Raw genomic sequence first — 12,942 nt, 5'->3', positions numbered from 1 at the left:
CAAGGGGTCAAAAAGAAAGGCAACAACCTGAATGACCTCGGTCTCAACCAAAAGAGGCGATGCCATGTTGTGGTTACTACTGCTATCGGGATTTGGTGCATTTGTACTGCTGTCGCTTTGTTGCATGCCCCGAATTGCTGTACATCAAATGACGCGTATGAAGCGCTCTTCGTATGACAATTGCCTAGATTTACTGGAAGAATACCAAATATTTTCACGCCAGCAGTTCAACGACCTTCAAAAAGAAGAAGTGCGCATCCAAAGTCATGATGGGCTGCAATTATACGGCACTTATATTGAGCTCTATCCCCATTCCAAACGAACGATGATTTTCGTACATGGCTATACAGGCGCATTACCATGGTCTTCTCAATTTATCGATATGTTTGCTCAGGTCGGATTTAACGCTTTATTGATTGATCAGCGCAGTCATGGCAATAGCGAAGGAAAATACGCAACATTCGGCTATATGGAAAAATACGATGTACAGGCTTGGGTAGATTGGGTGGTAAGACGCAATGGAGATGACAGCATTATCGGCCTCCACGGGCAATCACTTGGAGGCGGCACTGCTCTTGAATACGTTACCATCCATCGTCCGCAAGTTCGATTTATTGTGGCCGATTGTCCATACTCAGATTTAACCCAGCTTATACGCCATCAAGTAGTGAAGCTCAATCGCGCACCTGCTTGGCCGTTAATGCCATTAATTGATCGCTTACTGAAACGTAAGGCAGCCTTTGAGATGAATGATGTTAGTCCTATTCGTGCCATAGCACAATCGAAACTGCCAATCTTATTCATACACGGGGCAGCCGATATTTTTGTCCCCACTAAAATGAGTGAAGATTTATATGCAGTGAAACCAGAACCAAAAGAATTGTTACTCGTGGATAAAGCAACCCACGGCGTATCTCACTGTCGTGAGCGAGAATTGTATCGGAATGCCGTCATCAACTTCGTGACGCGATATGTGGGGCTGCCAAGTCAGCAAGCAGAGTCCATTTATTCTGCAGAACTTAGCGAGTTCAATTCTACTCTTGCCGCTCAATCTGTTCCATTTGTTCACCCTGTTCACTCTGTTCAATCTGCACCACCTGATCAACCTACGGCAGTCATTGCTGCTTCTACTGACAATAAGAAAAATGATCTACAACTTGATACGAGTGAGCCCCTTGCTGTTTTTGCTGTTTCTGTTGCCCCTGCGCTACCAGAGGAGGACGCAGTAGAAGCAGCAGAAGAAGCCGGGGAAACAACTGTACTAGAACCTAACTTTGCTTAAAGGATATCGGAATTCACTTCGATGTCTGGTGGAATCCGAGACAAAAATGCATTTATTTTCATGTACAGACACGCTTATTAAGGCATTATCTGCAAAAGTGCAGTTATTTTTTCATCTTTGCCTAATTTCGCGCATAATCGGGAAAAACAACTGCATGTTTGTCCTAAAATGTCTCCAAATGCGGATTTCTTCTTGAAATAGCTGCACTTTTGTCCAATTGCCAAACTTCCTATTTCCGATTTACCAAATTAAAATTCGCTTCATGACTACGTAGAAAAAGGCCCCTTTTATAAAAGGGGCCTTCATAAAGTTGGGAGCCGCATTGTGGCTCCTTCCTTTCGTTGCTTATATTCAGTGTTTATAATGATCACTTATGAATGATGCACGATAACATCTGCTTGCTCATGTTTCAATTTCAATAACTTAGCTTCAACAACGTTAATCCACTTTAATCTTTGAAGACAGCAATTTGATCCTGAAGACGATCCGCTTGATCACGCAGCAGGTCAGCCGATGCAGCCATCTCTTCCATGAATGCATTTTGCTCCTGTGTAGCGCTAGCCACCTGCCTTGAACCCGCAGCCATCTCCATTGAAATGCTTGTCATCTGCTCGGTTTGTTCCAACGTGTTGGAGAAGCGAGCCGTCTGTTCATGCACGGCCTCTGCAATTTCATGCACAGCCGCTGAAGCTTGCTTCGTCACCGTCGCGATGTTTGTTAATGCTAATGCTGCCTCGTCTTTCTTGTCAGCTTCTTTGTTTACGGTCTCCACTTGGGACGTAATCAAGTTTACTGCTTCTTTCATTTGAGCTTGCATCTGAACGATACGCTCGTTGATATCATTCACCGCATCTGCCGACTGCTCTGCCAACTTGCGTACTTCCGATGCGATAACCGCAAAGCCAGCACCATGTTCCCCCGCACGTGCGGCTTCGATGGATGCGTTTAGCGCGAGCAAATGCGTTTGATCTGCAATCTCTCGAACGGTATAGGATATTGTGCCGATTTGCTCAGCTTGTTCATTCAATCGCTTCACCGTTTGAATCGATTGCTTCCCTGATGCTGCAGCCTGAAGCATTCCGTCAATGATAGAAGAAAGCATATGCTCACTTTGAGACAATGTGCTCAACATTTGCTGGGTCATCTGCTGGGTATCAGCAGCGCGCTTCTGAACTGCAACAGCTGATTCATGAATCTCCTGAATCGTCTCTGAAGTCTTCGTCGCCCATACTGCTTGTCGCTCCGCACCTTCATGCATATGCTCAGTTGTCACTGCGATATGCTCAATTTGACCAGCAGCATGAGCCATGGCTTGACTAAGCGAAACGGTGCTCGTAGTCGTAACGTTCGCACTGTTCTTTATTTCATGGACAATGTTATTGAGATTATCCGTCATCTTGCCGAATGCATCTACAAGCACTTGAATCTCATCTTGATGGGTATAGGTCGGCAAACTAACATTAAGCTCCCCCCTAGAAGCTTTATAAGCCGCCTTCGTCAATTGCATGAGTGGCTTCACAATCACTTGCGCAGCCAGCCAGCCGAGTAGGCATGTCCAAAATATGCCTAGCAGGAATATGATAGAGGTATAGAGCAGGTCATTCATATTTGGCGCAATATAAGGCTTGATCACAAATATAAAGAAACCGCTCGTCCCATATGTAATACAAGATACAATCAATATTCCTAATACCATCTTAGCTCTTAAACCGAGTTTCATCTCTATATCTCCCCCAAAAGATTAGCGATTATATATCCTCGTACAGCTGAATCCCTTGCCATTACTCAGGTTTTCTGCCAACTACAAGCAATAAGATGATTAAAACAAAAGCAATCAAAGCAAGCATCGGTATCGTCAGCCAGCCTTCCAAATAATCAAAATTACAAGGAATTCCAACTTTGCACGGTCCCATTGTTGCCGCAAAGCTCTCCACTTTTTGCAGCAAGTAATGATAGATGGAAATGCTCCCGCCAATAATCGGAAATGGCAGCGCGTAAACGACAATGGAATGATCGTTGCGGTATGCCGCAATACCGAGCAGCAGAACAAGCGGGTACATGAAAATACGCTGGAGCCAGCACAATTTACAAGGTTCCCATAGTAATATCTCACTCATATACAGACTGCCAGCGGTAGCAACAAGCGCTACTATCCAAGCCATATACAGACCATAGCGGCGGAAAAAAGACATTACGACGCCTCCTTTATGGGTTTATTCAATTCCCCTTACGAGCAGCTACATGAACTTCACTGCTATATTAGGAAGCTGCTAATGCTTTTTCAATAGCTGCCTTAAGCTCTTCATAGTTCAACGGTTGCTCTGTCATGTGCAGCTTACCATTGATAAACACTGTAGGTGTTGAGTTAACCTGTGCCTCTTTGCTTACACGATCATCATGCGCTAATTGTTCTGCATAGGTCTCATTACGAATATCATCCTCAAGCTTCTTCAGATCCAATTCTGGTGCAGCTTTCTTAGCAATATCCAGCAAGTATTCTACAGTAAACGCTTCTGGTAAGTTCTTTACTTGATCATTGTAAAGAGCTTCATGGAACTTCCAGAAAGAATCATTGTTTTGTGCAAATACAGCTTCCCCTGCTAGTGCCGCCAAACGAGTATTACCTGGCTGGAACGTCATGTTGCTGTAGGAAAGCTTCACTTTACCCGTATCAATAAAGTCTTTCTTCAATTCAGGATACACATGCTGCTTCCAGTTCACACAAGAGCCGCACTTATAATCACCAAACTCTACAAGCGTTACCTTTGCATCTTTAGAACCGATAACCGGCTGATTCGACAAATCGAACTGAACAACTTTTGTTTCCTTTTCTTGTTGTGCTTGTTCTTTACCTGTCTTGTCCAAATAACCAACTAATACGATTAGCAGGACTAAAACGATAGGAAAGGCAATAAGAGCTATCTTGCTAATTTTTTTGTTTCCTTTTTTGCGTGATTGTTTTGACATGTTTGGTCACCTCTCAATTTGATTGTTACTATTCGCCACATAGGCATTAACTTCCTTGTTTTAATTTAATCGATATTCTAACATAATTCTATTTCTTTCTTTATTTTCCTCTGCAATACTGTCGAGATTGCCACTTAATTTTGAATATATTTTGTCATCTTTGTTGTCCTCCAAGCGCGGACAACAAACCCATTCATTTAAGATCAGCCAGCAGCGGCACTTATAGTTACTACCTATGAAATTAATCGTTGTTATATATTGGATTAATAAATAATCTTACGCTATGCTGATCACACCCTAATTAGGAAAGGTAGTGAATCTGGCATGACCATCGTAAATTGGAACGCTTCGCAGTACGATAATTGGCATGACTACGTATCCATGCACGGGCAAGACGTGATCGAATGGTTGCAGCCCCAGTCCGAAGAGCGAATTATCGATATAGGATGTGGAACAGGCGACCTAACTAACCACATCGCACAAGCAGGAGCTGTCGTCTCAGGCATCGATTATTCACCTGAGATGATTGCTCAAGCTCTAACGAAGTATCCTCAGTTACGTTTTAACATCGTAGATGGTCATCATTTCACCTCAGAACCCCCTGTCGATGCCGTCTTCTCTAATGCAGCTCTTCATTGGATGACACGTCCTGCTGATGTGATTGCTTCCGTATGGAATGTCCTCCGTCCAGGAGGACGATTCGTGGCTGAATTCGGCGGTATCGGTAATATTGCAACGGTACAAACCGCTATTCATACGGTACTGCAAGCAGGCAGGCAAGGCACGAAAGTAAACAATCCTTGGTACTTCCCCTCCATCGGAATGTACAGCAGCCAATTAGAGCAACAAGGATTCCATGTTCGCCGTGCTGTTCTATTCGAACGCCCCACACCATTGCAAAAGGATACATCAGCGTTCTCCGTCTGGTTAGATACATTTGCAAATGTCTATTTTCAAAACATAAGTCCTGACAAACACTTGGCGTATAAAGAACAAATCGAACGCATCTGTCATCCTAAGCTATTTGATCCGCTAAAAGAGCGATGGATCCTTGATTATGTACGTATACGCATAGAAGCCATCAAGCCGTTATAGGGTAAAAACATTAAGCAAGTAGAGATTGCACTCTTTCTTTTACTTTTTCTTTTTTCTGTTTCAAGCGATTATCCCCATTTATTCTCATTCCTTATTCGTGGAGAACTGGCACATACTAGTCCCGAAGGCAACGGTACTGCATGTGTAAAGCCGTATGCAACCACCTAGCCATGATTCACCTCGAATAAGGAGAAAGGGGATTATCTCTTGGCAAGTGACAAACGCAAAGTAGCGATTATCGGAACAGGACTTGTCGGCTCCAGCATTGCCTATTGCTTGGTCAATCAAGGTGTTTGTGATGAGATCGCATTAATTGATATTAATCGCGAACGGGCTGTTGGCGAAGCAATGGATTTAACGCATTGCACAGATTTTACTCCATGGCGTACTTACGTACAAGCTGGCGGATACGAACTATGTGCCGATGCAGATGTTGTCGTGATTACAGCCGGAGGCCCACCCAAGGCTGGCCAAACACGGCTCGACACACTTGGTGCCAGCGCAAAGATAACAGAATCCATTGTCCCGGAAGTAATGAAATCTGGCTTTCAAGGTTTATTTGTTATCGCTTCTAACCCTGTTGACATCATTACACACTACACTTGGACATTAAGCGGACTACCAAGAAGCAGAGTAATTGGAACGGGAACAACGATTGATTCCTCTCGCTTGAAGACGCTGCTGTCCGAAACGATACAGACAGATCCGCGCAGTATTCACGTATACACACTGGGCGAGCATGGCGATTCACAGTTCGCTGCATGGTCACATGCAACGATCGGCGGCAAGCCATTGCAGCATGTTATCGCGGACAATCCCGCTCGCTTCTCAAACCTCGATCTCGATGATTTGGTCGAGAAAACAAAGAAGGCGGGCTGGGAAATCTACAACCGCAAAGGCACAACCTATTATGGAATTGCTAATGCAGCCGTCTATATCATCCGATCCATTTTCAATGATGACCAGAAAATTATCCCCGTATCCACTGTACTTGATGGAGAGTACGGCTATACAGGAGTAACAGCAGGCGTTCCAGCCGTTATTGGCCGAGCAGGTATTCGCGAAGTCGTTCAACTGCATCTTTCAACTGAGGAGCAGCAGAAATTCGACCATTCCGTTAACCTTTTAAAACAATACATGAGTTCCATCGGATTGGAGTCGTAACGATGAGCCAACGACGTGAATATGTAATGACTCGCGTTTTTAAAGCCTCTAACGGAATTGCACAAGGCATATTTGTCACGCTAGGAATTGGATTGCTTGTTGAAAATGTAGGCAAGCTTGCTGGCTGGTCAGCTCTTGTGAAGATTGGTTTCGTGGCTAAAATGCTCATGTCGCCAGCAATCGGAGCAGGAATTGCCTTCATGCTAGGCTCGACGGGATTGGTCGTATTCTCCGCCATGATTGCCGCAGCGGTCGGTGCAGGGGCTATTCAAATCACTCCGGTAGGAGTAACGATCGCAACCGGTGAACCTATTGGCGCGCTCTTGGCAGCTACTGCAGCCGTGTATATTGGCAAAAGACTAACTGGACGAACGCCTGTTGATATGATGCTTGTCCCACTAGCTTCCATTGTTCTAGCAGGATTGCTAGGACTATGGCTGAGCGCTGTAATTACACCTATTTTAAATACGGTAGGCGGTTTCATTAAGGCAGCAGCGGAAATTAATCTCCTCATTTGCTCAATTGTATTGGCAGTCGTATGGGGCCTGCTTCTCCTGTCACCAGCCTCCTCTGCTGCACTCGCTATTGCACTTAATCTAGAGGGGGTAGCTGGAGGCGCTGCTTTAGCTGGATGTGCAGCACCCTTTATCGCATTCGCTCTTATTTCCGCGAAGGAAAATGATATCGGGGGCATATTAGCGCAAGCGATCTGCACACCAAAAGTTCAGCTGCCTAACATTACAAAGAACCTAAAAATTATTATTCCATCTGTTGTTGCCAGTGCAGTAATGGGCCCTGTATCCGCGCTCCTCTTCCATATTGAGGCGCCAAGCCAGATCGCTGGTATGGGACTTAGCTCATTCATCGCACCGATTATGCTGCTTCAAATATATAACCCGGCTTACATTATTCCAGCCATGCTTATCACCTATATCCTCTTGCCCGCAGCTATATCGTATCCGATATACTTGCTGCTGCGCAAATCAGGCCACATCAAACCAGGGGATCTTGCATTGCCCAAGGAATAGCAGTAGAACAAAAAGGCTGCCTTATCAAGTAGACGGTTATAAGATCATCTACAGAAAGGCAGCCCGTTGTATACAAATGGACGATTCATATGGTTAGTAACAAACAGCATGGAGGCCGCTTATTACATTACTCAGCATGGCAATGCTCTTCGCGCATATGCTCCAATGTCATGCGTACGAGCAGTCTTATGTGATGGTCATGCAGAGAGTAAAATACATTTTTTCCTTCTTTGCGTGACTTCGCAATCCCGAGGGAGCGCATCAAGCGGAGATGGTGCGACGTAGTGGCAATCGTATGCCCGGTCAAAATCGCCATATCGCATACACACAGCTCATCTCCTTTATCCAAGTACATCGCCATTTTCATCCGCGTCGGATCAGACAGCGCTTTGAATAACTGCGCCATTCCTTGTGCTTCTTTATCATCGACAGTATGCTTCAAGGCACTAATCTTTTCAGCATCATAGCATACGATCTCACATACTTCATTATTTGATTGAGTGTCCGTTTGTGCTGCATCTTTTATTTTTTGATTGGCTGCCATCTGAAACCCTCCTTTATTGTCCGATATCCGATCATTTTTGATATATGTTGTAGCCATTCTAGCAAATGACTTACTGGTATTCAAATGTATTCCTATGTATATTGTAAGCTTTACGCCTACATCAGTCAGCCCCTAATGTTCATATAAGCTGTCTATTTTCTTAGCATATCAACACTAGCTGAACTTAATTCCAACTGAAATCCTCTAAGCCAAACGTCTCAATCATCCGCTCATGAACAGATAAAGGCACAGCCTGCTTGTCTTTCACGGAAACATACGGATCATCTTCTACATAAAATCGCCATAAGACATTGGCATATTCCTCCGCATAAGGAATATTGATTCTCGTCGCACATACAATATGCTCTGGCAATACAGCCCTACCAGCTTCGAGCCACATCGCTTCCCCTGCAATCATATCATAACCATCAAAGCTCTTATCGATATGCATGGCTCGGCATAGCTTGCCAGGTCCATTGCTCAAGGTAACGACTTTGTTGGAGCGATGTGAACGGTATCTCTTCATAATCGACTCATCGTGCTCCGTTAATGGCGCAACAGCACGAATAAGCACCGCCTCTGCCTGTCCTTCCTCAGCAGCAACGACATTTAAACAATGGTACATGCCATAAATAAGGTACACATACGCATGTCCAGCCCTCTGAAACATCGTCTCCGTTCTTTTCGTACGGCGGTTGTTATAAGCGTGACAACCCTTATCGTGTGGAGCAACATAACTTTCCGTTTCCACAATACGCGCCCGGATGACACCTTCATCTGTCACGCGGACAAGTGTACGTCCAAGCAGTTGTGGAGCGAGCGGTAATGCGCCTTGACGAAACCATGATAATGGCAAACGCGCTCGAGACGGTTCCTCTCCCCGCTTCAACTCACGGTCCGATCGACCACTCTCACCATTAGGATCTATATGCAAATCCAACCGCTTCAGCTCCCTCGGCTATATCATCAATCTTCATACGACTGCGGCTTGGCCCCTTCACAAATTTCACGGAATGCGCAGCGGCGGCAGCGGCGTTCATCATCAGTTACTTCAAATGTTTCAAGCGGCTTCGGTTCGTTCAATTCCGGATTTAGCAAATAGCTTTGCATCTTGGCCATGCTAGATTCCGTATAAGCAACAAGCGCCTCCATCTCTGGCTCGTCCACTTGATCAATCTGACAACGGCCGCTCAGTAAATATTCTGTGCGAATGTCGATGCGTTCATAAGGAATGCCATAGTTCTCATGAACGTACCAGCCATAAAGTCTTAGCTGGGTATCGTTGCGCTCATCCTCTTGCCCCGTCTTCCAGTCCACAATCATATAGCGATCCTGTTTGCGGAACATAAAGTCCAGCTTCACATATACTTTTGTACCCCGAAGCTGAATCGTATTCAGCTTCTCCATCTCGACAAGATGACAACCGTCCCCGTGCATAAACATTTGCATACTATCGCTCGTAAGCAGCCGATCAACCAATATGGGCAGCCGACTGCGAATTTGTTCAACCTGACGGTCTGGCAAGCTGCCAAAATAGTAGACTTCTTCTAGCATTAATCTCGACTTCGGCTGCATCCTCCATGTCTCGACGTCTCTAGAATCCAAGTATGCCTGATTAAGTAACTTGCGTATACGTCTCACAAGCTCATTCGCCTCGATTGCCTTGCCGTAATGATGATACTGCTTGATCGTTTCTTCAGCCATCTTATGAACAGCATCACCGAACACTAAATATAAATTAGTCATCTGCTTAAGACGATAGGCATTACGAGCCAGCACTGAAGACTCTGCTAACCATCCGTTATGTGCAGCATAATAGTGATAATAGTATTTGCGTCTACATTCTTGAAAAAGATTGTGCCGTGATGGCGACCACGACCATTCGGGATATGGTCTCGGAGGCATATGCAGAGCTCCCTTCCAGGTAATATCCGATCATTCGTTCCTATCGGTCTATTATATCACACCCGAAATAGCAGCCAAGCTCCTTCATCCAATCAATGTTCCAGCCTAAGCTTCAACAAACCGTGTACGCTCTATAAACTTAACCCCGTCCAGTTCCAGTACGTATAGTAAAATACGATCATAACCAGAACATAAATAGGCAGCATAATCATACTTAGTTTCAGCAAATCTTTCGCATCATAAGCAACCTCTTCGTCCTCGTAAAAGAGGAGCAGCGCCTTTGAGCTAACTGGGAATGTAACACAATAATTCATAGCGACCAAGCTAAGAAATACAATCGCCGTCTCGTTTAAACCGAGCGATTGCCCGAATACAATGAGGCCAGGGATCATAACAACTGCTCGAGTCGTATGAGAGGTAATATATAAATGCGAAGTAACCGTAATGATTAGCACCGTTAATAAAATGACAAAGTCAGGCACATGCTGCAGCACATCAAGAAATCGAAACAAACGCTGTTGTATCCAAGAAACAACTCCGGTCTCAACAAGGCCTTTTCCTAGTGCTGTTGCAGCTGCAACGAATACAATCAAACTCCACGATACAGACTTTATCCCTTGCTTCCATGAAAGAACACCCCACTGCGGTGTCATAAACAACAGCGCACCAATCATCGTAATGAACGCTAAATCATAGCCATGCAAGCTTTCCGTCATCCAAGCAACAATCAGCCCGCCCGTCATCCATAATGTCTTCTTCTCCATCACAGTTAAGCTGCTGGCATTACTGGCAACTGCATGGTCCGCCTCTATCGAACGAGCAGGCTCAGCTAAAGGTTGCAACAGCTCTTTAGAACCGTATAGCTTTTGCAATACAAGTAAGGAGATTGCACATATGACCAATACAAATGGAACCCCCCAAATAAACCACTGCACATAGGAAATCGTCTGACCACTCGTCTTCTCTAATATACCGATACCGATCACATGAGCACCTGCACCGATCAAAGTAGCCGATGTACTCATCAAGATCATAATTGGCACAAGCATAGCAAGTGTTTGCTTCTCGCGCTTGCTATGCAGCAAAGCACTAATCTCCTTCACAATTGGCATCGACAACGCCGCTCGTCCCGAAGTGGATGGAATGAAGAAGGATACCACTTGAAGCGCTAACGTAAGCAATGTCATGACATGTCCTGAATGGCGTGCCCGGCGAACAACAGCACGTGTAAAGCGAGAAGCAAGCCCCGATTCACGAACGGCCTCACCAATGATAAACGCCCCAACCATAAGCCAAACTACCTCTTCTGCAAACGACTCATATAACAAGGATGCTTCGGCCCCGCGGAAGAGGACAATCGCAATAACAGCACCTAATGCAACGTAACCTGCTGGGAGCGAACTGCCAATCCATAACCCCATAGCTAGGAGAAAGAAGAAGGCCGTTACTTTCGCTTCATAGGGTAGTCCATCTACAAACGCAATTAGTAGAATGGATGCTGCTATAGCAATGGTACTAAAAATTCTGCTGTTCGATAGTTTCGCAATACGAGCTCTCCATCCTTGCGGGGATGAAGTTTGTCTGGTTAATTCAGGATCCATCCTACATAATTCCTCCTTGATGCTGCTCACGCTGCGCAATCTGATAACCTATCCGAATATAGCGCATGGAAGCCTCCACACTATCTGCAATCCAAACGGATGCTTTATTCATTGCCTTTTCCAGTGAAATTGGCTTCTGAATAATACTCATAAATGCATCAATTCCACTATCATAGTTCACATGCGCATCTTTGCCGATTGTACCTGTTATCGCAATAACTGGAATTCCATGCTTCTTCGCAATACGAGCAACCTCCGATGGTATCTTGCCATTTGGCGTTTGGAAGTCCAAGCATCCTTCCGCTGTCAACACAACATCTGCTTGCTCAATCGTCTCTTCAATTTGAATATATTTCATAATGACATCATAGCGCGGATGCAATCTCGCACCTGTAAAAGCAACTAGCCCAGCACCAAGTCCACCTGAAGCACCGCTGCCTGGAGATTGACGTACATCAAGATCAAGATGTTCTTGAATCAGTTCTGCATACGTATCAAAGGCAGATGATAACTGTTCCACCTCTTCCTCCGTTGCACCTTTTTGCGGACCAAATACTCGTGCCACACCTTTCTCGCCGCACAGTACATTGTGCCAATTGCACGCCACATCAATATTGACTTTACGCAAACGTCCATCCAATTGAGACAAATCCATATCTGCCACCCGCCTCAAGTCTCCGCCTCCACGTACGACCATCTCTGCTCCGTTCTTATCAAGGAAGCGAAGGCCTAACGCTTGAGCCATTCCAGCACCGCCATCTGAAGTTCCTGAGTCTCCGCATCCGATCAAAATATTGTCCACTTCCAAGTCCATTGCAGCTGAAATCAACTGCCCAACCCCATAAGTCGTCGTCCACAACGGATTGCGTTGATTGCGCGGCACAAGCTTCAAACCCGCTACCGCAGCCATTTCAATAACAGCGGTCTTTTTACCACATTCATCGGTATATACACCAAAATGACTGTTAACAATCTTTCCTACTGGACCGATTACTTTTTTATGAATCAACGTGCCTTTTTTTATGTTAATAATCGTCTTTGCGAACCCTTCGCCACCATCGATCATTGGAATCACTGCGATATCTGCTAACGGATTAAATCGACAAACACCTTCCTGCATTGCAATTGCAACTTCCTCAGCATCTAAACATTCTTTAAAACCAGACGGTATCATAACAATCTTCATTTTATTTTCCTCCCCAATAATTCCCTTTGTCGTTCTCTTAATCCTTACTTTAAAGATCGAAACAAAGAAGGCCGTGAGAGTAAGATTAGAAAACAGTGAGAAATTGAGGTTAATTTCATAAGTTCATGTAAAATGTTTGGATTTTTTTAGAAGAACGTGAAACATCTGTT

At 44.8% G+C, this 12,942-nt stretch carries 12 protein-coding genes; 4 read left to right on the top strand and 8 right to left on the bottom strand.

Annotated features, from left to right (window positions below; translation table 11 throughout):
• The first annotated feature begins 64 nt into the window (after positions 1 to 64).
• A complete protein-coding gene (locus tag NQ117_RS15915) occupies positions 65 to 1,282 on the top strand; it encodes an alpha/beta hydrolase (RefSeq protein ID WP_258279002.1) in 1,218 nt (405 codons plus the stop codon).
• A gap of 448 nt (positions 1,283 to 1,730) precedes the next feature.
• On the opposite strand, the gene NQ117_RS15910 is transcribed toward NQ117_RS15915, so the two are convergent.
• The 3 genes from NQ117_RS15910 to NQ117_RS15900 form a co-directional block, all read right to left on the bottom strand.
• On the bottom strand, positions 1,731 to 3,002 hold the full coding sequence (locus tag NQ117_RS15910) for a methyl-accepting chemotaxis protein (protein ID WP_258279001.1): 1,272 nt from the start codon (positions 3,000 to 3,002) through the stop codon (positions 1,731 to 1,733).
• A gap of 61 nt (positions 3,003 to 3,063) precedes the next feature.
• On the bottom strand, positions 3,064 to 3,474 hold the full coding sequence (locus tag NQ117_RS15905) for a disulfide oxidoreductase (RefSeq protein ID WP_258279000.1): 411 nt from the start codon (positions 3,472 to 3,474) through the stop codon (positions 3,064 to 3,066).
• 67 nt (positions 3,475 to 3,541) lie between these two features.
• Positions 3,542 to 4,249 carry a DsbA family protein gene (locus NQ117_RS15900; protein ID WP_258278999.1) on the bottom strand — a complete coding sequence of 236 codons (708 nt, stop codon included), beginning with the start codon at positions 4,247 to 4,249 and terminating at the stop codon, positions 3,542 to 3,544.
• Positions 4,250 to 4,573: 324 nt separating this feature from the next.
• Here NQ117_RS15900 and NQ117_RS15895 point away from each other — a divergent pair, with 324 nt between their 5' ends.
• From NQ117_RS15895 to NQ117_RS15885, 3 genes are all read left to right on the top strand, one after another.
• Entirely contained in the window at positions 4,574 to 5,344 is a 771-nt protein-coding gene (locus tag NQ117_RS15895; RefSeq protein ID WP_258278998.1) for a class I SAM-dependent methyltransferase, read from the top strand.
• A gap of 207 nt (positions 5,345 to 5,551) precedes the next feature.
• The gene (locus NQ117_RS15890; protein ID WP_258278997.1) at positions 5,552 to 6,508 is read left to right on the top strand and encodes an L-lactate dehydrogenase; all 957 of its coding nucleotides are present in this window, start codon (positions 5,552 to 5,554) and stop codon (positions 6,506 to 6,508) included.
• 2 nt (positions 6,509 to 6,510) lie between these two features.
• A complete protein-coding gene (locus NQ117_RS15885) occupies positions 6,511 to 7,536 on the top strand; it encodes a PTS sugar transporter subunit IIC (protein ID WP_258278996.1) in 1,026 nt (341 codons plus the stop codon).
• A 127-nt stretch (positions 7,537 to 7,663) separates the two neighbouring features.
• Here the strand turns inward: NQ117_RS15885 and NQ117_RS15880 are convergent, their stop codons facing one another.
• From NQ117_RS15880 to NQ117_RS15860, 5 genes are all read right to left on the bottom strand, one after another.
• Positions 7,664 to 8,080 (bottom strand): ArsR/SmtB family transcription factor, encoded by a 417-nt coding sequence (locus tag NQ117_RS15880; RefSeq protein ID WP_258278995.1) that lies wholly within the window; start codon positions 8,078 to 8,080, stop codon positions 7,664 to 7,666.
• 184 nt (positions 8,081 to 8,264) lie between these two features.
• A complete protein-coding gene (locus NQ117_RS15875; protein WP_309137885.1) occupies positions 8,265 to 9,020 on the bottom strand; it encodes a DNA-3-methyladenine glycosylase in 756 nt (251 codons plus the stop codon).
• Between the two features lie 26 nt (positions 9,021 to 9,046).
• Entirely contained in the window at positions 9,047 to 9,985 is a 939-nt protein-coding gene (locus NQ117_RS15870) for a PD-(D/E)XK nuclease family protein (RefSeq protein ID WP_258278994.1), read from the bottom strand.
• A 131-nt stretch (positions 9,986 to 10,116) separates the two neighbouring features.
• Positions 10,117 to 11,586 (bottom strand): SLC13 family permease, encoded by a 1,470-nt coding sequence (locus NQ117_RS15865; RefSeq protein ID WP_258278993.1) that lies wholly within the window; start codon positions 11,584 to 11,586, stop codon positions 10,117 to 10,119.
• A 1-nt stretch (position 11,587) separates the two neighbouring features.
• Positions 11,588 to 12,772 (bottom strand): glycerate kinase family protein, encoded by a 1,185-nt coding sequence (locus tag NQ117_RS15860; protein WP_258278992.1) that lies wholly within the window; start codon positions 12,770 to 12,772, stop codon positions 11,588 to 11,590.
• Positions 12,773 to 12,942 lie beyond the last annotated feature (170 nt).

The organism is Paenibacillus sp. SC116 (assembly GCF_024733555.1).
Taxonomy (GTDB): domain Bacteria; phylum Bacillota; class Bacilli; order Paenibacillales; family Paenibacillaceae; genus Paenibacillus_B.
Note: the sequence above shows the minus strand (reverse complement) of the source record. Positions and strands in the feature narration are given on the sequence as shown.

Excerpts from the sequence above, each read along its gene's own strand:
- NQ117_RS15895 (WP_258278998.1), top strand. The coding sequence starts at position 4,574 with ATGACCATCGTAAATTGGAACGCTTCGCAGTACGATAATTGGCATGAC.
- NQ117_RS15915 (WP_258279002.1), top strand. The coding sequence starts at position 65 with ATGTTGTGGTTACTACTGCTATCGGGATTTGGTGCATTTGTACTGCTG.
- NQ117_RS15885 (WP_258278996.1), top strand. The coding sequence starts at position 6,511 with ATGAGCCAACGACGTGAATATGTAATGACTCGCGTTTTTAAAGCCTCT.
- NQ117_RS15865 (WP_258278993.1), bottom strand. The coding sequence starts at position 11,586 with ATGGATCCTGAATTAACCAGACAAACTTCATCCCCGCAAGGATGGAGA.
- NQ117_RS15880 (WP_258278995.1), bottom strand. The coding sequence starts at position 8,080 with ATGGCAGCCAATCAAAAAATAAAAGATGCAGCACAAACGGACACTCAA.
- NQ117_RS15905 (WP_258279000.1), bottom strand. The coding sequence starts at position 3,474 with ATGTCTTTTTTCCGCCGCTATGGTCTGTATATGGCTTGGATAGTAGCG.
- NQ117_RS15870 (WP_258278994.1), bottom strand. The coding sequence starts at position 9,985 with ATGCCTCCGAGACCATATCCCGAATGGTCGTGGTCGCCATCACGGCAC.
- NQ117_RS15900 (WP_258278999.1), bottom strand. The coding sequence starts at position 4,249 with ATGTCAAAACAATCACGCAAAAAAGGAAACAAAAAAATTAGCAAGATA.
- NQ117_RS15910 (WP_258279001.1), bottom strand. The coding sequence starts at position 3,002 with ATGAAACTCGGTTTAAGAGCTAAGATGGTATTAGGAATATTGATTGTA.
- NQ117_RS15860 (WP_258278992.1), bottom strand. The coding sequence starts at position 12,772 with ATGAAGATTGTTATGATACCGTCTGGTTTTAAAGAATGTTTAGATGCT.